This is a genomic window from Mesorhizobium sp. M5C.F.Ca.ET.164.01.1.1 (assembly GCF_004792125.1).
Taxonomy (GTDB): domain Bacteria; phylum Pseudomonadota; class Alphaproteobacteria; order Rhizobiales; family Rhizobiaceae; genus Mesorhizobium; species Mesorhizobium wenxiniae.
In genome coordinates this window covers 144,651-162,819 of the sequence record NZ_SRTG01000004.1, presented here as the reverse complement: position 1 = coordinate 162,819, position 18,169 = coordinate 144,651, and the positions used below count along the sequence as shown (strand labels likewise).

The following is an 18,169-nucleotide window of genomic DNA, read 5'->3' as shown; positions in this document are numbered from 1 at the left end:
ACATACTCCTTGACGAATTCGCCAATCCAAAGCAGCGAATTTGAACGATTTCCCGCGATAGTTGCCGCAACAACACGCAGCAGCGGCGCGGTCCGCTAACAGGCTTGCCAAACCGCATCGTTGGCTGCTCAATTCGCCGAATGAACGAAATGAACGAACAGCTCCTGAAAGCAGTCGATGATCGGGTCGACGACCTGGTCGCGCTGGCCGCGGATCTGATCCGTTTTCCGACCATCAATCCGCCAGGCGAAGCCTATCGGCCATGCGCCGAATACGTCGGAGCGCGGCTGAAGAAACGCGGTTTCGAAGTCGAATTCATCCGCGCCGAAGGCACGCCCGGCGACACCGACCGCTACCCGCGCGTCAATGTCGTCGCCCGCTTCGATGGCCGCTCGCCCGGCGCCTGCGTGCATTTCAACTCGCATATCGACGTGGTCGAAGCCGGCGACGGCTGGAGCCTCGATCCCTTCGCCGGCATTGTCAGGGATGGCAAGGTCTATGGCCGCGGCGCCTGCGACATGAAGGGCGGCCTGGCCTCCTCGATCATCGCCGCCGAGGCCTTCTTGGAGGTCTTCCCCGATTTTCCGGGCGCCATCGAAATATCAGGCACGGTCGACGAGGAGTCCGGCGGCTTTGGCGGCGTCGCCCATCTGGCAAAGCTCGGCTATTTTTCCAAGCCGAAGGTCGACCACGTCATCATCCCCGAGCCATTGAACAAGGACCGCATCTGCCTTGGCCATCGCGGCGTCTGGTGGGCGGAGATCGAGACCAAGGGCGAGATCGCGCACGGCTCGATGCCGTTCCTCGGCGACAACGCGGTGCGCCATATGGGCGCCGTGCTATGGGCTTTCGAGGACGAGCTGTTCCCGGTGCTCGACCGCAAGGTGACGCGCATGCCGGTCGTGCCCGAAGGGGCAAAGCGCTCGACCATGAACATCAACTCGATCCACGGCGGCCAGACCGAGGATTTCCGGCCCGGCCTGCCCTCGCCCAACGTGCCCGATTCCTGCCGGCTGACCATCGACCGCCGCTTCCTGCTCGAAGAGGACCTCGGCACGGTCAAAAGCGAGGTAACTGATATCCTCGACCGGCTGAAGCGCGAACGCAAGAAATTCGACTACGAGATCCGCGATCTCATGGAGGTGCTGCCGCTGATGACCGAGCGCGATGCGCCGGTGGTGAAGGCGGTGGCGCAAGGTATCATGGAGATATTCGACCGCGAGCCAGACTACGTGATTTCGCCCGGCACCTACGACCAGAAGCACATTGCCCGCATCGGCCACATCTATGACTGCATTGCCTATGGCCCGGGCATTCTCGACCTCGCCCATAGGCCCGACGAATGGGTCGGGATATCGGACATGGTAGAATCTGCCAAGGTGATGGCGATCGGGCTGAACATACTGCTCAGTGGCGCAGGCGCACGGTAGTCCGGCAGCGACGGCGCAAGCTTCAATCGCTTGAGCTAGCCGCTAACGGAAAAACATTCCTGCCTGCGCTGTCGGAAAGCACGAAACGCAATTTACTCCTTGGCGAAATCACGCTTCTATCCACCGGGTTTTGAGCATTTTTTTGAGCATATCGGAGTTGCACGATGAAATTGTGGAAAACCATTCTCACCGCTGCGGGCCTGGTGCTGGCTGCCGGAACATCGGCATTTGCCGCGCGGACCGATCTGGTCATCGGCGTTACGCTCGAACCTCCGCATCTCGATCCGACCGCGGGTGCCGCGGCAGCGATCGACGAGGTGCTTTACGCCAATGTATTCGAGGGACTGACCCGCATCGGTCCCAACGGCGAGGTGCTGCCGGATCTCGCCGAAAGCTGGACCATTTCCGATGACGGCAAGGCCTACAATTTTAAGCTGCATACCGGCGTCAAGTTTCACGACGGCACCGACTTCAATGCCGACGACGTGAAATTCTCACTCGACCGCGCCCGTGCCGACAACTCCGTCAACGCACAAAAGGGCCTTTTCGCCGCCATCGATACGGTCGAGGTGGTCGATCCGGCGACGGTCAGGATCACGCTGAAGAACCCGCAAAGTTCCTTCCTCTACAATATGGGCTGGGGCGACGCGGTCATCGTCGCGCCGGAGACAGCCGACACCAACAAGGAAAAGCCTGTCGGCACCGGCCCGTTCAGGTTCCAGAACTGGGCCAAGGGCTCATCGATCACGCTGATCAAGTCCGATACTTACTGGGGCGCCCCGGTGTCCCTCGACAAGGCGGAGTTCCGCATCGTTCCCGATGCCGCCGCCGCGATACCGGCGCTGCTTTCCGGCGACGTTCAGGCCTTTCCCTTCTTCCCCGATCCCGACAGTGTCGCCCAGGTCAAGGACGACCCGCGCTTCAAGGTGGTGATCGGCGCGACCGAGGGTGAAACCATTCTCTCGATCAACAACAAGAAACCGCCTTTCGACAAGCTGCAGGTCAGGCAGGCGATTTCGTTTGCGCTCGACCGCAAGGCGATCATCGACGGCGCCTCGGCCGGCCTTGGCGTGCCGATCGGCTCGCACATGTCGCCCGCCAACAAGGCCTATGTCGACCTCACCGGCCTCTATCCGCACAATGTCGAGAAGGCCAGGGAACTGCTGAAGGAAGCCGGTCTGGAGAACGGCTTCAAGGCGACGCTGAAACTGCCGCCGCCCCCCTATGCGCGGCTTGGCGGCGAGATCATCGCGTCGCAGCTTCGCAATGTCGGCATCGATTTGCAGATCGTGCCCGTGGAATGGGCGCAGTGGCTGGACCAGGTCTTCACCAAGAAGGATTACGACCTGACCATCGTCTCCCACACCGAGCCCAACGACATCGATATCTATTCGCGCAAGGATTACTACTTCAACTACGACAACCCGACCTTCGACAAGATCATCGCCGATCTGAACCTCACCTCCGATGAGGCCAAGCGCATGACGCTGCTCGGCGAGGCGCAGAAGATACTGGCCGACGATGCCGTGGTCGGCTTCCTCTACGAACTGCCGAAAGCCGGCGTTTGGGACGCCAAGCTTGAAGGTTTTTGGGAAAACGCCCCGATCCAGGCCAACGACCTGACCAAGGTGAAGTGGACGGAGTGAGGCAGCGCAGCGGTCCTCCTCCCATGGCCACCTATCTTCTCAAGCGTCTTGCCATCGCCGTCATCACGCTGGTTCTGGCCTCGATGATGGTCTTCGCCGTGCTGGAGATCATTCCCGGTGACCCGGCGCGGCTGATGCTTGGCATGAACGCCAGCGCGGACCAGGTCGAGCTGCTGCGCAACCAGATGGGCCTCAACGCGCCCCTCGCTCTGCGCTATCTGCACTGGGCCGGCGGCTTGCTGAGCCTCGATTTCGGCCGTTCCTACACCTATTCGGTGCCGGTCATCGACCTGGTCCGCGAGCGCGTCGTCGTCTCGCTGCCGCTGGCACTGATCGCGCTGGCGCTGTCCACCGTCATTGCCATTCCGGTCGGGCTGTTTTCCGCCGGCAGGCACGGACGGGCCGGCGACACGATTGCGATGGGCGCCGCCCAGCTTGGCGTCGCCGTGCCGAACTTCTGGTTTGCGCTGATGCTGATCTACCTGTTTGCGGTTTGGCTGCGGCTGGTGCCGGCCGGCGGTTTTCCGGGTTGGAGCGCTGGCGTCTGGCCGGCGCTGAAATCGCTGGTCCTGCCGGCGATCGCGCTCGCTCTGCCGCAAGCGGCGATCCTCGCCCGCGTCACCCGCTCGGCGCTGATCGAAGTGCTGAACGACGACTATATCCGCACCGCCCGCGCCAAGGGCCTGCCTTATCGCGCGGTGCTGTGGCGGCACGCGCTGCGCAACGCCATGATCCCGGTGCTCACCATTCTCGGCCTGCAGTTCGCCTTCCTGCTCGCCGGCACCATCATCATCGAGAGCGTCTTTTACCTGCCCGGCCTTGGCCGGCTGGTGTTCCAGGCGATCACCCAGCGCGACCTGATCGTCGTCGAAAGCGTCGTCATGCTGCTGGTGGCCGCCGTCATCGCGGTCAACCTGCTTGTCGATCTGTCCTATGCGGTCGTCGATCCGCGCCTGAGAAGCCGCCAATGACGCTGCGCTTCGACATTCCAGAGGAAAATTTTGCCGACATCCTCGTCAAGGCCTTCACCAACCGCTCGTTCCTCGCTGGCTTCGTCATCACCGCGCTGGTGGCAGCGGTCGCCATCGTCTCGTTCTTCTGGACGCCTTTTGACGTCACCAGGCTGATCGTCGCCGACAAGACCCAGGCACCCTCGCCGGCGCACTGGTTCGGCACCGATCATTTCGGCCGCGACATTCTTTCCATGATCATGGTCGGCGCCCGCAATTCGATCGCCGTGGCGCTGGTGGCGGTCGGCATCGGCATGGGCATCGGCGTGCCGCTCGGTGCCTTCGCTGCGGCGCGCGGCGGCATCGCCGACGAAGCGGTGATGCGGCTGAACGATCTCGTCTTCGCCTTCCCTGCCCTGCTGTCGGCGATCATGATCACCGCCATCTTCGGGCCGGGCGCGCTCAACGCCATCATCGCCATCGGCATTTTCAACATCCCGGTCTTCGCCCGCGTCGCCCGGGCCGGCGCGCTGGCGATATGGCCGCGCGAATTCATCCTCGCCGCGCGCGCCGCCGGCAAAGGCAAAACACTGATCACACTGGAACATGTGCTGCCCAACATCGTCACCTTGCTTCTGGTGCAAGGCACCATCCAGTTCGCGCTCGGCATCCTGGCCGAAGCCGGGCTTTCCTATGTCGGGCTCGGCACACAGCCACCGATGCCGAGCTGGGGCCGGATGCTGTTCGATGCGCAGACCCGCATGGTGGCGGCGCCCTGGATGGCGATCTTTCCAGGCATGGCGATCGTCGTCACCGTGCTTGGCCTGAACCTGCTCGGCGACGGTATTGCCGACATCCTCGATCCCCGGTCGCGGCGCCAGCGATGAGCCTGCTCGAAATCGAGAACCTTTCGCTGAGCATCGGCGACACGCCGATCCTGAGGGATGTCGAGTTCTCCGTCGCGCCCGGCGAGGTGATGGGGCTGGTCGGCGAATCCGGCTCGGGCAAATCGATCACGGCGCTGACGGTGATGCGGCTTCTGCCCTGGTCGGCACGCGCCACCGGGCGCGTCGTCTTCGACGGCATCGACATCCTTGCAGCCAGCGAAGACCAGATGTGCGCGCTGCGCGGCGACGACATCGGCATGGTGTTCCAGGAGCCGATGACGGCGCTGAACCCGGTCAAGACCATTGGCGAGCAAGTCGCCGAAGGCATCCGCTGGCATACGAAGGCAAGCCGCGCCGACGCCGAGGATCGCGCGCGAAAGATGCTCGACCGGGTCGGCTTGCCCTCAGCCAAATTCCCGCTATCGCGCTATCCGCACGAGCTTTCCGGCGGCCAGCGCCAGCGTGTCGTCATCGCCATTGCCTGCGCGCTGAAACCCAAGCTGCTGATCGCCGATGAGCCGACGACGGCGCTCGACGTCGTGCTGCAGGCGCAGATCCTCGACCTGTTGCGCGACCTGGTCGCGGAAAATCGCATGGGCCTGCTCCTGATCTCGCACGACCTCGCGGTGGTGACGGAGATGGCGGATCGCATCACCATCCTGCGCCACGGCGAAGTGATGGAGGCCGGCGACACGGCGCGCACCTTGTCAGAACAGCTTCATCCCTACACGCGACAACTGGCGCAGGCCTCGATGCATGTGCCGGCGCGTGCCAGGACACATGAGGTCGGCCAAGACACCCCCCTGCCCCAGGGTGCCAAACCTCTTCTTCAGGTGGACAGCGTGACGCGGGATTATCCGGGACGTCGACCGTCGCTGCTGAAGCGGGCGGCTCCGATCCGCGCCGTCGACGATGTCTCGTTCTCGATTGATCCCGGCCAGTCGGTGGCGCTGGTCGGGCGTTCCGGCTGCGGTAAGTCCACGCTTGCCCGCATGATCCTGGCGCTGGACGGGCCGACATCGGGAACGATCCGGTTTCGCGGCGAGGTCATCACCGGCAAGAGCGAGGCGGAGCTCAAGCCGGCGCGCCGCGACATGCAGGTGGTGTTCCAGGACCCTTACGGCTCTTTCGACCCGCGCCAGAAAGTCGAAAAACTGGTCGCCGAGCCGCTGCATGTCCTGGACAAGAAGCCGACGAATACGGAGCGGCGCGAGATGGTGGCAAAGGCCCTGCACGAGGTCGGTCTCAGCCCACGCGACATGGACAAATATCCGCACGAATTTTCAGGCGGCCAGCGCCAGCGCCTGTCGATCGCCCGCGCCATCATCACCCGCCCCAAACTGGTCGTCGCCGACGAGCCGGTCTCGGCGCTCGACGTCTCGATCCGTGCCCAGATTCTCGATCTGTTCGCCGAGCTCAACCAGAAGCTCGGCGTTGCCTATCTATTCATCACTCACGATCTGACCGTCGCTCGCGCCATCACCGATCAGGTGATGGTCATGTATGACGGCAGGATCGTCGAGCGCGGCAGGACGAGCGAGGTTCTCGACCATCCGCAGTCCGAAGCCGCCAAGGCGCTGGTCGCTGCGGCCCCAGACCTGCACCGCGCGATTGCTCGGCGGTTACAGGAACAGGGGTGAGCCGCCGACCGTTCCGAAGGGCTTACTCTTCGGCCTTCACCACATCGGCCGGGCTGATGTCGAGCAAGTCGAGCGTGCGGCGCAAGAGCTGCATCTCGGTCCCGGCAAGTTGCGAATCGGCCTTGGCGATCTCGGCCATATGGCGGGCAAGCAGGCTGCGCCTCTCGACGTCGAGGTCACGAAACTGCGCGATGGCTTGCGAGCTGTTGGTCTCGTAGCCGAACTCGTTGAGATATTCGATGACGCTGTCGATGCTGGCTTCCGGAATGCCGAAGGCTTCCCGGCAGATGCGCCTGAAGGCGGCCATTTCGCTCTCGCTGACCGTGCCGTCGGCCAGGATCATGCGAAACAGCATCAGCAGTTCCGCCGACAGCACAGGATCGTCCGCAACCTTGCGCACGCCGGGGTCGCCGTCGAAGATCGAGCGTATCTGGTCAAGCAATGCGAATGCCATCAGCGTCCCTTTCCGATTCGTCAAATGCATGTCGCTCAAAAGTGCGCAGCGGTTTTGAGATAACGACATGCATAAACAAAAGAGCCAAGCGCGTCGCCGCGCGCTTGGCATAGGTAGCGCGGAATCGGTCTTGCGCAAACGGGTCGGCTGTGGTTCGAACGCGCCATATTTTCCCGCTGGTCGGAACCCCTTCCCGCAACCATCCGATGTTCGATTTTTTCACCCAGACCGTCGTCATTCTCGGCGCCGCCGCCTTCGCTGCCGGCTTCGTCGATTCGATTGCCGGCGGCGGCGGCTTGATTACCATTCCAGCACTGCTGCTCGCCGGCTTCTCGCCGGTCGAGGCGCTGGGAACCAACAAGCTGCAGGGCATGTTCGGCTCAGGCTCGGCGACCATCCACTACGCCGCGAAGGGCCATGTCGATTTGCGCCGGCAATTGCCTTCGGCCCTGTTGGCGCTTGCCGGCAGTGCTCTCGGCGCCTTGCTGGCGACATTCGTGCCGGGCGACCTGTTGCGCGCTCTTCTGCCGGTCCTGCTGATCGCCATCGCCCTTTACTTCGCCCTGAAGCCCAACATGGGTGATGTCGACCGCGCCCGGCGCCTGTCGCCGTTCCTGTTCGGGCTGATCCTGGTGCCGATTGTCGGCTTCTATGACGGCCTGTTCGGGCCGGGGGCCGGTTCCTTCTACATGCTGGCCTTCGTCACCCTAGCCGGCTACGGCGTGCTCAAGGCGACGGCGCACACCAAGCTGCTCAACTTCGCCTCCAACATCGGCGGCTTCATCGTCTTCGCTGCTGCCGGGGTCGTCTACTGGAAGATCGGCCTGATGATGGGTGTCGCCCAGTTCCTCGGCGCCCGCGTCGGCGCCAGCCTCGCCATCCGCAATGGCGCAAAACTGATCAAGCCGCTGCTGGTGATGGTCTGTCTGGCGCTGGCCATCAAGCTGCTGGCCGATCCGGCGAACCCGCTGCGCACGCTGATTGGTGTGTGAACGGCGCGCCTGATACTATGCGGTTGTACGAATCATGTCGGAGGAGCCACACATGAATCTCAGTGCGCCTACGCAGCTTGTTTTCATCATATCTCTTGTTATCGCCATCATCGGCCTTCTCGCCGCTCTCGGCGTTTTTGCGTTCATTCCCCTGGCCGCGGTGTGGATCGTCCTCATCGCTTATATTGTGCTTGCTGGCGGCTGCTTGGTTCGCGGCGCTTAAGTATTCAAATCTCAGGCAACTCGAAGCGCCCGGCCACAAGCCGGGCGCTTTTGATTTTGAGGGCTGCTCTGTTAGACTCCTTGGGCGGAAGGAAAGCTCATGCCCGCCAAGAGCGAAGACGGCAGCCGACATGAAAATCCCGGTCTCGACCGGTTCGAGATGGTGCGGCGTACGTCCGGCCCTTGCCTCCGGGGCGCGGTCACCGACATCTGCGGCTATCGCGAAACGGCACCGGGCCGTTTCCGCAACGTCGAATATGCATCGCTGACCGTGCCGCTGGTCATCAGCTTTGCCGAACCCTTCGCCATCGGACTCGGCAAGGATCCGGGCGACAACGACCGCTTCGCCAGTTTCGCCGCCGGCCTTTTTGCCGGTCCGGTGGTGATCGAATCCTTCGGTGGCGCCTGCTGCGTCCAGGTCAATTTCACCCCGCTCGGCGCCCGCCGCTTCTTCGGCCTTGCGATGCGCGAACTCACCGACCGCATGGTCGGCCTCGACGATGTGCTCGGACTTGAAGGCATCGCGCTGCGGGAAAGACTTGGCAATGCGCACGGTTGGAGCGCACGCTTTGCCATCGTCGAGACGTTCGTCGCAGCACGGCTGGACAAAGCCCGGGAAACGCAGGCCGAAATCGCCTGGGCCTATGACCGGATCATCGTCTCGGGCGGCCGCATTCGCGTCTCATCGCTCGCCGACAGGCTGGGCTGGAGCCGCAAGCATCTCGCAGGAAAATTCTCCAACGCGATCGGCGTCGGCCCTAAGACGCTGTCGCGCATCGTCCGCTTCAATCGGGCGCTCGGGCTGTCAAGGCAGGACAAATCCGATTGGGCTGATATCGCCGCCGATTGCGGCTATGCCGACCAGGCGCATCTTGTTCGCGAATTCCGCGACCTTGCCGGCGAAACGCCGACGACGCTTGCCGCCCAGGCATAGGTTCTGAAACGCCTCTTGCGACGCCCAATGGGCGCGCGCGTGGTAACATTTCTTCAAGACGTGCGAACAGCCTTCGCCCAGACTGGGTTATCGACAATCCAATTGAAGGAGATCGCCATGACAATAAATGTCGAACCGCCCAGGCTCTATCCCACGTTGCGCTACCGCAATGCAGCCAAGATGATCGAGTGGCTGGGCGAAGCCTTCGGCTTTGCCGTTCATGCCCGCTACGGCGAACGCGACATTGTCCATCACGCCGAACTGACTTTTGGCTCCTCGATGATCATGCTGGGCACTGCACGCGACGACAAGTTTGGCCAGATGATCGGTGCACCGGGCCCGGGTGGCGGCAGATCGATCTATGTTGCCGTCGACGATGCCGATGCTGCTTATGCCAGAGCCAAAAAGGCCGGCGCCGAAATACTGGAAGAACTGACGGACCGCGATTACGGCAGCCGCGAATTCATCTGCCGCGATCCGGAAGGCAATGTCTGGTCGTTTGGCACCTATTGGCCCAAGGCCACCGAACCCGCCAGCTAACGCGCCAGGCCAAAGATGGCGTCGCAGTCGAGGTGAGTTTCCAGCTCGGCTGCGACCTCGTCCAGCGCCCGTTCGACCTCGGCGCGATAATCGATGCCGCCGCCTTTCACGCCGAGGTTTTCCAGGAATTTCGCCCGAAAAGCGTCGGCGGAAAACAGCCCGTGCAGATAGGTGCCCGATACCTTGCCGTCGGCGGAGATGGCCCCGTCATCAATGCCGTTGATGACGGCGGACGGCCGCAGCGTATCCGGACCGGTGGTGCGGCCGAGATGGATTTCATAGCCTTCGAGCGGCAGGTCGAACTGCACCGAGCGCGCGCTGACATTGCGCACCGTCTTTTCCGGCTCCATCACCGTTTCAACATCGAGCAGGCCAAGCCCTGTGGTCTCGGTCACGCTGCCCTCGATGCCGTCGGGATCGCGCACGACATGGCCGAGCATCTGGAAGCCGCCGCAAATGCCGACGACGTGGCCGCCGCGCTTGCGGTGGGCGGCAAGGTCGCGGTCCCAGCCGTTCTCGCGGAATCTTAGGAGATCGCCGATCGTCGACTTCGAGCCGGGAATGATCACCAGCCCGGCATCTTCGGGGAGGTGCTGGCCGGGCGGCACAAATACCACCTCGATCTGCGGTTCGGCCTTGAGCGGGTCGAGGTCGTCGAAATTGGCGATGCGCGAAAGCATCGGCACGGCTACCTTCAGCGCGCGTTTCTCGCCGGACGCCAGGCGTTCGAGTACCACGGAATCTTCAGATGGCAACCGCGCCGCCGCCTTCAGCCACGGCACGACCCCGAAGCAGCGCCAGCCGGTGAATGTCTCGATCGCCTTGATGCCGTCATCGAACAGCGAGACATCGCCGCGGAACTTGTTGATGAGATAGCCGACGATCATGCGCCGGTCTTCTTCCGGCAGGATCAGATGCGTGCCGGCGACCGAGGCGATGACGCCGCCGCGATCGATGTCGCCGACCAGAATCACCGGCACATTGGCGCGCGTCGCAAAGCCCATATTGGCAATGTCTCGGCTCCTGAGATTGATCTCGGCCGGCGAGCCGGCGCCTTCGACGATGACCAGATCGGCGCCCTCGCCGACCTTTGCCCAGGAGTCCAGCACGGCATCCATCAGCCGGCCCTTCAGCGCCTGGTAGTCGCGTGCCCTCGCCTCCCCGAACACCTTGCCCTGCACCACTACCTGCGCACCGATATCGGTCTGCGGCTTGAGCAGCACCGGGTTCATGTGGATGGAGGGCGCAACGCCACAGGCGATCGCCTGCAGCCATTGGGCGCGGCCGATCTCACCGCCGAGTTTGTCGCCCGGAATATCGGCAACGGCGGCGTTGTTCGACATGTTCTGCGGTTTGAACGGCCGCACCTGCAGCCCGCGTTTCCTGGCCGCGCGGCAGAGGCCCGCAACCAGCACTGTTTTGCCGACATCGGAGCCCGTGCCTTGCAGCATGATCGCCTTGGCCATCAGTCCTTGCCCTGTACCGTCGTTCCGGTGATCGTGGATTTTGCCGCCAGCGGCCCGCCACGCCAGATGTAGAGCGCCAGCAGCGGCTCCTTGCCGGTGCGCATGGCGTGGCTGACATCAGAGGCGTGGTGGATCACCTCACCCGCCTCGCGCGTGCGAAAACCGCCTTCGCCGATGCGCCATTCGGTGCCGCCGGTCAACGGAACGTAGATCTCCTCGGCGACATGATGATGGTCGGGATAGACGATATCAGGTCCAAGGATCAGCAGACCGGCCGCGACCTCGTCGTTGACGAAATGGCCACGCGTGCCGAATACCTCCAGCCAGCCGTAATTGTCGATGAAAGTCTTGCCGAAATCCGCTTCGCTGTAGGTCTGCCCCCAGCGCAGTTCGCCGCGACGCTCCGCAAGCAGCCGCGCCAGCGGCTTGGCGTTTGCCGGAGCGAGCTCGGCGATACGGTCGAGCTGGCGCAGGCAGGCGAGCGGATGCGGCTCGAGCCGACGCGCCGGCATGGCCCAGCCGATCCGGGCCACGGCATCGCGCACCAGCGCATCATCGAACCTTTCGAGATAGGCATGGAAACACTCGAGCACTTCATCGAAATCTGTCGTCACGCCTTGCTCCACACAGGCATTCGCGCACGGCCGCTCCCAGATGGTTGGATGCAGACGGTCGGCTTGCGCGGCGGCATCATTGGTCTAGATTGAACCGCGCGCAAAGCCAAAAACGACAGGCCAGCCGGCCGACAACATCAGGGAGCACGCCATGGACGCCGCTGTCGATGCGGGCACCAGCCAGTTCGAACTCAACGAGGACCAGCGCGCCATCCAGGAGATGGCCGAGGCCTTCGCCGCCGACCGCGTCGCGCCGAACGCGCTCGACTGGGACCGCAACAAGCATTTTCCGGCAGACGTGATCCGCGCGACAGGCCCGCTCGGCCTCGGCGGCATCTATATCAGCGACGATGTCGGCGGCTCGGCGCTCGGTCGGCTCGACGCCGTGCTGATCTTCGAGGCGCTTTCGCGCGCCGATCCGGCCTTTTCCTCCTTCATCTCGATCCACAACATGGTGGCCTCGATGATCGACCGCTTCGGCAGTGACGAGCAGCGCCAACGCTTCCTGCCGAAGCTGACTTCGATGGAATGGCTGGCCAGCTATTGCCTGACCGAGCCAGGCTCGGGATCGGATGCTGCGGCGCTGAAGACGCGCGCGGTGAAAAGCGGCGGCGACTATGTGCTGAACGGCGTCAAGCAGTTCATCTCAGGCGCCGGCGACAGCGACCTCTATATCGTCATGGCGCGCACCGGCGCCGACGGGCCGAAGGGCATTTCCACCTTCGTCGTGCCGAAGGATGCGTCCGGCCTGTCTTTTGGCGCCAACGAGCACAAGATGGGCTGGCACATGCAGTCGACGCGCCAGGTCATCTTCGAGGACTGCAAGGTGCCGGCGCAAAACCTGCTCTCGGTCGAAGGCGCCGGCTTCGGCATCGCCATGGCCGGACTCGACGGCGGCCGGCTCAACATCGCCGCCTGTTCGCTGGGCGGCGCGCAATCGGCGCTCGACAAGGCACTGGCCTACACCGCGGAGCGTAAGGCCTTCGGCTCCAAGATCAACCAGCTCCAGGCGCTGCAGTTCAAGCTCGCCGACATGGAGACCGAGCTGCAGGCGGCACGGATCTTCCTCTACGCCGCCGCCTCGAAGCTCGACCGCAAATCTCCCGATGCCTCGAAATGGTCGGCGATGGCCAAGCGCTTCGTCACCGACATCGGCTTCAATGTCGCCAACGACGCGCTGCAACTGCATGGCGGCTACGGCTATTTGCACGACTACGGCATCGAGAAGCTGGTCCGCGATTTGCGCGTTCACCAGATTCTCGAAGGCACCAACGAGATCATGCGCGTCATCATCGCACGCGCTCTGATTGGGCGGTAAGAATGCGGGCAGTAGGCAGTAGGCAAAAGATGGCCGGCAAGATCAATTCGTACAAGGATCTAATCGTATGGCAGCAGGCGATGGATCTGGCCGTCGCCACCTCCTCCTTGACCAAGGCATGGCCAAAGGAGGAATTGTATGGGTTGACTAGCCAAATCCGCCGCTCGGCAAATTCTATCCCGGCGAACATCGCGGAAGGTTATGGCCGAGACAACACAGGCTCTTATCAGCAATTTCTCAGGATAGCCCAAGGCTCGCTGAAGGAGTTCGAGACACACCTCCAGATTGCTGAACGCATTGGCCTTGCCACGCACAATTAAGCTTATCACATGCTGCTAGCGACCGAGGGCATCGGAAAAATGCTTCGCCAACTTATTATCAAACTTGCGCCCGAATAGACTGCCTACCGCCTACCGCCTACCGCCTACCGCCTACTGCCCTATTGCCTAACCCAGATCATGGAGCGCCATTATGACCACCATCGCCTTCATCGGCCTCGGCAATATGGGCAACCCGATGGCCGCCAATCTCGTCAAGGCTGGATATGCCGTGCACGGCTTCGACCTGATGCCGGAGAATCTCGTCATCGCCAAGGAGCATGGCGTCGTCGTCATGGCCAATGCTGTTGCCGCAGTGAAAGAGGCCGATGTGGTCATCACTATGCTGCCGGCCGGCAGGCATGTCCTGTCGGTCTATGAGGACATCGCGCCCAAGGCGAAAAAAGGCGCGCTGTTCATCGATTCCTCGACCATCGACGTCGAATCGGCACGAAAAGCCCACGCCATTGCCGCCAAACATAAGCTGCTGTCGATCGACGCGCCGGTTTCCGGCGGCACCGGCGGCGCCGCAGCCGGCACGCTGACCTTCATGGCCGGGGGCTCGAAGGACGCATTCGCCAAGGCCGAACCCATCCTGAAGCCGATGGCCGGCCGCATCGTCCATTGCGGCGATGACGGCGCCGGACAGGCGGCAAAGATCTGCAACAACATGATCCTCGGCATTTCGATGATCGGCGTCGCCGAAGCCTTCGTTCTGGCGGAAAAGCTCGGCCTGTCGCATCAGGCGCTGTTCGACGTCGCCTCGAACTCGTCGGGCCAGTGCTGGTCGCTGACCACCTATTGCCCGGTGCCCGGCCCGGTGCCGACATCGCCGGCCAACAATGGCTACAGGCCGGGATTTGCCGCAGCACTGATGCTGAAGGACCTGAAACTGTCGCAGGAAGCCGCGCAAAGTGCCGGTGCGGTGACGCCGCTGGGCGCCGAGGCCGCCCAGCTTTATGCGCTGTTCAACGCCCAGGGACATGCCGGTGCCGATTTTTCCGGCATCATAAATTTCCTGCGCGGTATCCCGGCGTAATTTTAAGCCTCGACGGGCTTTTCCGTTCCCGGCAAAGAGAAACATCGGAAATTTAGATTTGCTTAAACTATCGATAACCACCCGGTAACGATGTCCCTGTAGAACGGAGTGCGAGGCGGCATATCGCATCCGCCCGGCGCTCCGGATCAGGTCTCGCGTCCCGGAGCCCGTAAGTTTCGCAAGTGTTCTGTTGGCGAAGCGCCATGCGTATCTGGCAAAGCCGCGTTCCCGATGGAGCGCGGTTTTTGCGTTTCGGAACGGCATCGCGCAAGAGCTGGCACAGATGTGAAAAGGGCCGCTGATGCGGCCCTTCGATAGTGCAAGTCATGACCCTGTACGGCCAATCGGGGAGAGGACTATGCTAGCCTCTTCTCAAGTTGCTCCATCCAATCGAGTTGCGACCAGTTTGCCGTCCATCATCATCGGGATGATTGCCAGCTTCTTTTCTTCCAGGAATTCCAGATCGGCGCTGCCTTGATTGAGGTCCATCAGCTGCTCGACTTTTCCATCCGGATGAATGCGAAAGAGCGCCCCTGCGACCCAATCCGTAACGAGCCAATTTCCTGTTCCGTCCGGTTCTAGACCATCTAGATTTCCAACAGGCTCGCCGGACCCGATGTCAGAGATAGCCTTCGTGTTCAGGTCGATCGCGATCAGATGGCCGGGTGTCTTGGACGAAAAATCCGGCTGGATATCGCGACCCCAGCCGGCGACGAGGAGGCGACCGTCTTCGACGCGCAGACCGTTCGGATGCAGGAGATCCTCGCTCTCAAGCCAGACGGTGAGAGCATCATTGTCCAGAACATAAATCCTGTTCGCCAGCATGTCGGAAGCAAAGACGCGACCCGCCTCGTCGACGGCGGGGTCATTGAGGAACTGAGCGCCTTCTGCGGGCCACGTTCCGGTGATCTGACCGCTCTCGACGTTGACGGCCATAAGCCGATCGATGTCGGTGACGAAAAGCGTATCGCCTTGCATCACCAATCCCTTGGGCGCATTAAACCCGGTCACCCATTCGGCTGTCTGCAACTTTCCGTCAGGCGAAACTTTCGAAAGGTATCCGACTCCATCCTTGCCGGCGGGCTCGCCAACAATGTTGGAAACGTAGAAGACGTTCCGCTTGGTGTCGAAAAGTACGCTCTCGGGGGCCTTTAAGCCGTCAAGCGACCAGACCTCCTCCGCTGTCGCGGGTGAGCCTGCCACTCCTAGTAGGAGAATAGAAAATAGAACTGACTGAATCCTGATCATGATAGCCTCCCTAGGTTGTTTTTTTGACCTATTATGTAAAGCGCAACCGAAAATTGCGCAGGCGATCTTGAAAAGCTTACGGTTGACGCTTCGATTGCTCTGACAGGTTCGTTTGCCAAGCAATTTCTGCTTAGCCTCGCCAACTTTACAATTCCCCAGATGAATGGCAGTTCCAACGTCAACTGTTCTTGGAGCCGTAATGCGGATGAAAAGCACTCCGCACATCCCATGACGCTGTACTCGGGCGGCGCGCGAGAGGCTGGTGTTCGAAAGCGACGCCTAATCGAAACGCCAGCCTGTCGCTTGCGCGGACGGCCGATGCGGTTCGCCGAAGGCATCATCGGCTCGAGGCTCGGATCGTCGATATTGCCGAAATCGGGCAAGCCATACCGTACGGCCGGGGATGTGCAGGTGCTGCCCCTTAATCAATTTCATTCCAAGCTGCCCTTCACACAGCCTGGATGGGCTCTATCTGCATCTTGGTTTCAATACCGGAGGACAGCACAATGAAGCACGTTCTCGCATTTGCGCTCTTCATCGGCGCCGGATCGGTGTTTGCCACGGCAGCCTATGCCGAACCGCCGGACCATGCCCGCAACGACGACGCAGGGCTCCATCCCGCTCATCAAGGGCACCTGTCGAGCGGCCGCGAATACCCAGGAAGACCTGCCAATGAATTCCACGAGAGCCTAGAGGCGGAAGGAGAGCCGAGCTTTCCGACCGGTCCGGGCGGGTGGGCCGAACAACAGAGCGACGGCGCTAACGCCCAGCGTAGCAGCACCGACGCAACGGCCGACAACCAGGGCAGGTAAACACAGGTCCTGACGGACAAGGTAAATCGCGGCGATGGACGAAGCGATCGCCTCGTAGCAGCCCTTGGTGAGCGGCTCCTCCAGGGTGTAGGAGACCTGCCGCGCTCACGACCGACCTCGCCTGGCGAACTCTTCGGCAGAATGCGGCATTCAAACGCCGGGCGTCCGACTGGAGGATGCCCGGCGATCGGTCTATCTTACCGCTCGCGCAAATCCGCTTGCGCCAGATCAAGCGCCTTGGCGATGCGGTCGCAGGCCATGTCGATCGTCTCGCGCGTCCAGATCAGCGGCGGCGACAGGATCATCGTGTCGCCGGTGGCGCGCAGCATCATGCCCTGGGCAATTGCGTGGTCGCGGACGATCACGGCCGCGCTCCCGGCCGGCAGGAAGCGCTCCTTGGTCGCCTTGTCCCTGACAATCTCGATTGCCCCCATCAGCCCGATCGAGCGCACCTCGCCGACCAGATTGTGACCGCCAATGTGCTCCTGCAACGCCTTGGCGAAATAGGGTCCGGTGTCGTTCTTGACCCGATCGACCAGACCTTCACGCTCCATGATCTCGAGGTTCTTCAGCGCCACGGCGCAGGCCACAGGGTGCCCGGAGTAAGTGTAACCGTGGTTGAACTCGCCGCCCTTCTCGACCAGCGTCGCCGCGACGCGGTCGCCGACCAGCAGGGCCGACAGCGGCTGATAACCGGAGGTCAACGCCTTGGCGGTGGTGATGGTATTGGGCTCGATGCCGAAGGTCTGAGCTGCGAACCACTCGCCGGTGCGGCCATAGCCGGTGATGACCTCGTCCAGCATCAGGAGGACATCGTATTTGCGGCAGATGCGCTGCACTTCCGGCCAATAGCTCATCGGCGGTATTTTCACGCCGCCTGCCCCCATCACCGGCTCGCCGATGAAGGCGGCGACCTTGTCGGCGCCGGCTTCGAGGATGGTATCCTCGACGGCCTTGGCCGCGCGCAGGCCGAAGTCATGGTCGCTTTCGCCGGGCAGAGCCAGCTCATAGGCATAAGGCATCATCACATGGACGATGTTGGGAACCGCGCCGTTGAGCTGTTTGTGCATCGGCTCCATGCCGCCCAGCGAGGTGCCGGCGATGGTCGAGCCGTGATACGCCGTCCTGCGCGAGATGATGCGGTTCTTCTCCGGCTTGCCTTCCAGCGCCCAATAGTGGCGGACCAACCGCAGCGCCGTGTCATTGGCCTCCGAACCGGACGAGCCGTAGATGACCTGATTGACGTGCTTCGGCGCCAGTTCCGCCAGCTTTTTGGCCAGCAGCACCGGTGTCGGTGTCGAGCATTTGAAGAAGGAATTGTAGTAGGGCAGTTCCTTCATTTGGGCGTAAGCTGCGTCGGCCAGTTCATCGCGGCCGTAACCGACATTGACGCACCACAGCCCGGCCATGCCGTCGAGGATTTCCGTCCCTTCGGAATCGTAGATGAACGGCCCGTTGGCGTGGGTGATGATGCGTGAGCCGGCCTCGCGCATCTCCTTGTGATCGGTGAACGGATGAAGGTGATGCGCAGCATCGATCTGCTGAAGCTGCTTCAGCGAATAATTCTGATAGGTCATGTCTGATCTTTCCTCTTGAACCAATCCGGCAATTGTTGCCGGGGCGGATTCGCTAGGGGAAAGTGGGCGGCGAATAGCCGATG

General features: G+C 62.2%; 17 protein-coding genes and 1 pseudogene. 13 read left to right on the top strand and 5 right to left on the bottom strand.

The window, feature by feature from the left end; all coding sequences use genetic code 11:
- Nucleotides 1-149: 149 nt before the first annotated feature.
- From EN807_RS23455 to EN807_RS23435, 5 genes are all read left to right on the top strand, one after another.
- Complete coding sequence (locus EN807_RS23455) at nt 150-1,430, top strand: acetylornithine deacetylase/succinyl-diaminopimelate desuccinylase family protein (protein ID WP_135936867.1); 1,281 nt, start codon at nt 150-152, stop codon at nt 1,428-1,430.
- Between the two features lie 164 nt (nt 1,431-1,594).
- Nucleotides 1,595-3,076 (top strand): ABC transporter substrate-binding protein, encoded by a 1,482-nt coding sequence (locus tag EN807_RS23450; protein WP_135936866.1) that lies wholly within the window; start codon nt 1,595-1,597, stop codon nt 3,074-3,076.
- A gap of 23 nt (nt 3,077-3,099) precedes the next feature.
- A complete protein-coding gene (locus EN807_RS23445) occupies nt 3,100-4,047 on the top strand; it encodes an ABC transporter permease (RefSeq protein ID WP_135936865.1) in 948 nt (315 codons plus the stop codon).
- Entirely contained in the window at nt 4,044-4,913 is an 870-nt protein-coding gene (locus tag EN807_RS23440) for an ABC transporter permease (protein ID WP_135936864.1), read from the top strand. The genes EN807_RS23445 and EN807_RS23440 overlap by 4 nt, the downstream gene beginning before the upstream one ends.
- Complete coding sequence (locus EN807_RS23435) at nt 4,910-6,553, top strand: dipeptide ABC transporter ATP-binding protein (protein ID WP_135936863.1); 1,644 nt, start codon at nt 4,910-4,912, stop codon at nt 6,551-6,553. Before EN807_RS23440 ends, EN807_RS23435 begins: the two co-directional genes overlap by 4 nt.
- 22 nt (nt 6,554-6,575) lie before the next feature.
- Here EN807_RS23435 and EN807_RS23430 read toward each other — a convergent pair whose 3' ends face one another.
- The gene (locus EN807_RS23430; protein ID WP_127316806.1) at nt 6,576-7,007 is read right to left on the bottom strand and encodes a TerB family tellurite resistance protein; all 432 of its coding nucleotides are present in this window, start codon (nt 7,005-7,007) and stop codon (nt 6,576-6,578) included.
- 206 nt (nt 7,008-7,213) lie between these two features.
- Between EN807_RS23430 and EN807_RS23425 the strand changes: the two genes are divergently transcribed.
- From EN807_RS23425 to EN807_RS23410, 4 genes are all read left to right on the top strand, one after another.
- Entirely contained in the window at nt 7,214-7,999 is a 786-nt protein-coding gene (locus EN807_RS23425; protein ID WP_029351857.1) for a TSUP family transporter, read from the top strand.
- A gap of 52 nt (nt 8,000-8,051) precedes the next feature.
- Nucleotides 8,052-8,222: a hypothetical protein gene (locus EN807_RS23420; protein WP_084831397.1), complete on the top strand. Its 171-nt coding sequence runs from the start codon at nt 8,052-8,054 to the stop codon at nt 8,220-8,222.
- A gap of 99 nt (nt 8,223-8,321) precedes the next feature.
- A complete protein-coding gene (locus EN807_RS23415; protein ID WP_135936862.1) occupies nt 8,322-9,155 on the top strand; it encodes an AraC family transcriptional regulator in 834 nt (277 codons plus the stop codon).
- 117 nt (nt 9,156-9,272) lie between these two features.
- Entirely contained in the window at nt 9,273-9,695 is a 423-nt protein-coding gene (locus EN807_RS23410) for a VOC family protein (protein WP_135936861.1), read from the top strand.
- Here the strand turns inward: EN807_RS23410 and EN807_RS23405 are convergent.
- Nucleotides 9,692-11,161, bottom strand: coding sequence for a cobyric acid synthase (locus EN807_RS23405; RefSeq protein WP_135936860.1), 1,470 nt, complete (start codon nt 11,159-11,161; stop codon nt 9,692-9,694). The genes EN807_RS23410 and EN807_RS23405 overlap by 4 nt on opposite strands.
- Complete coding sequence (locus tag EN807_RS23400; RefSeq protein ID WP_135936859.1) at nt 11,161-11,775, bottom strand: dimethylsulfonioproprionate lyase family protein; 615 nt, start codon at nt 11,773-11,775, stop codon at nt 11,161-11,163. The genes EN807_RS23405 and EN807_RS23400 overlap by 1 nt, the downstream gene beginning before the upstream one ends.
- A 151-nt stretch (nt 11,776-11,926) precedes the next feature.
- Between EN807_RS23400 and EN807_RS23395 the strand changes: the two genes are divergently transcribed.
- The 3 genes and pseudogenes from EN807_RS23395 to mmsB all read left to right on the top strand — a co-directional run bounded on the left by EN807_RS23395 (nt 11,927) and on the right by mmsB (nt 14,449).
- Nucleotides 11,927-13,093, top strand: a complete 1,167-nt coding sequence (locus EN807_RS23395; RefSeq protein WP_135936858.1) for an isobutyryl-CoA dehydrogenase — start codon at nt 11,927-11,929, stop codon at nt 13,091-13,093.
- Between the two features lie 29 nt (nt 13,094-13,122).
- A pseudogene (locus EN807_RS23390) lies at nt 13,123-13,491 on the top strand (four helix bundle protein).
- 73 nt (nt 13,492-13,564) lie between these two features.
- On the top strand, nt 13,565-14,449 hold the full coding sequence (mmsB, locus tag EN807_RS23385) for a 3-hydroxyisobutyrate dehydrogenase (protein WP_135936857.1): 885 nt from the start codon (nt 13,565-13,567) through the stop codon (nt 14,447-14,449).
- Between the two features lie 372 nt (nt 14,450-14,821).
- On the opposite strand, the gene EN807_RS23380 is transcribed toward mmsB, so the two are convergent.
- Nucleotides 14,822-15,697, bottom strand: a complete 876-nt coding sequence (locus tag EN807_RS23380; protein ID WP_189522557.1) for an SMP-30/gluconolactonase/LRE family protein — start codon at nt 15,695-15,697, stop codon at nt 14,822-14,824.
- 506 nt (nt 15,698-16,203) lie between these two features.
- Between EN807_RS23380 and EN807_RS23375 the strand changes: the two genes are divergently transcribed.
- Nucleotides 16,204-16,509, top strand: coding sequence for a hypothetical protein (locus EN807_RS23375; RefSeq protein WP_135936855.1), 306 nt, complete (start codon nt 16,204-16,206; stop codon nt 16,507-16,509).
- Between the two features lie 197 nt (nt 16,510-16,706).
- Here EN807_RS23375 and EN807_RS23370 read toward each other — a convergent pair whose 3' ends face one another.
- Entirely contained in the window at nt 16,707-18,086 is a 1,380-nt protein-coding gene (locus EN807_RS23370; protein WP_135936854.1) for an aspartate aminotransferase family protein, read from the bottom strand.
- Between the last annotated feature and the right edge of the window lie 83 nt (nt 18,087-18,169).

Bases quoted from the DNA above. Each gene is read 5' to 3' on its own strand.
- EN807_RS23425 (WP_029351857.1), top strand. From the start codon at position 7,214: ATGTTCGATTTTTTCACCCAGACCGTCGTCATTCTCGGCGCCGCCGCC.
- EN807_RS23420 (WP_084831397.1), top strand. From the start codon at position 8,052: ATGAATCTCAGTGCGCCTACGCAGCTTGTTTTCATCATATCTCTTGTT.
- EN807_RS23405 (WP_135936860.1), bottom strand. From the start codon at position 11,161: ATGGCCAAGGCGATCATGCTGCAAGGCACGGGCTCCGATGTCGGCAAA.
- EN807_RS23380 (WP_189522557.1), bottom strand. From the start codon at position 15,697: ATGATCAGGATTCAGTCAGTTCTATTTTCTATTCTCCTACTAGGAGTG.
- mmsB (WP_135936857.1), top strand. From the start codon at position 13,565: ATGACCACCATCGCCTTCATCGGCCTCGGCAATATGGGCAACCCGATG.
- EN807_RS23370 (WP_135936854.1), bottom strand. From the start codon at position 18,086: ATGACCTATCAGAATTATTCGCTGAAGCAGCTTCAGCAGATCGATGCT.
- EN807_RS23440 (WP_135936864.1), top strand. From the start codon at position 4,044: ATGACGCTGCGCTTCGACATTCCAGAGGAAAATTTTGCCGACATCCTC.
- EN807_RS23375 (WP_135936855.1), top strand. From the start codon at position 16,204: ATGAAGCACGTTCTCGCATTTGCGCTCTTCATCGGCGCCGGATCGGTG.
- EN807_RS23395 (WP_135936858.1), top strand. From the start codon at position 11,927: ATGGACGCCGCTGTCGATGCGGGCACCAGCCAGTTCGAACTCAACGAG.
- EN807_RS23450 (WP_135936866.1), top strand. From the start codon at position 1,595: ATGAAATTGTGGAAAACCATTCTCACCGCTGCGGGCCTGGTGCTGGCT.
- EN807_RS23435 (WP_135936863.1), top strand. From the start codon at position 4,910: ATGAGCCTGCTCGAAATCGAGAACCTTTCGCTGAGCATCGGCGACACG.
- EN807_RS23410 (WP_135936861.1), top strand. From the start codon at position 9,273: ATGACAATAAATGTCGAACCGCCCAGGCTCTATCCCACGTTGCGCTAC.
- EN807_RS23445 (WP_135936865.1), top strand. From the start codon at position 3,100: ATGGCCACCTATCTTCTCAAGCGTCTTGCCATCGCCGTCATCACGCTG.
- EN807_RS23430 (WP_127316806.1), bottom strand. From the start codon at position 7,007: ATGGCATTCGCATTGCTTGACCAGATACGCTCGATCTTCGACGGCGAC.
- EN807_RS23415 (WP_135936862.1), top strand. From the start codon at position 8,322: ATGCCCGCCAAGAGCGAAGACGGCAGCCGACATGAAAATCCCGGTCTC.
- EN807_RS23455 (WP_135936867.1), top strand. From the start codon at position 150: ATGAACGAACAGCTCCTGAAAGCAGTCGATGATCGGGTCGACGACCTG.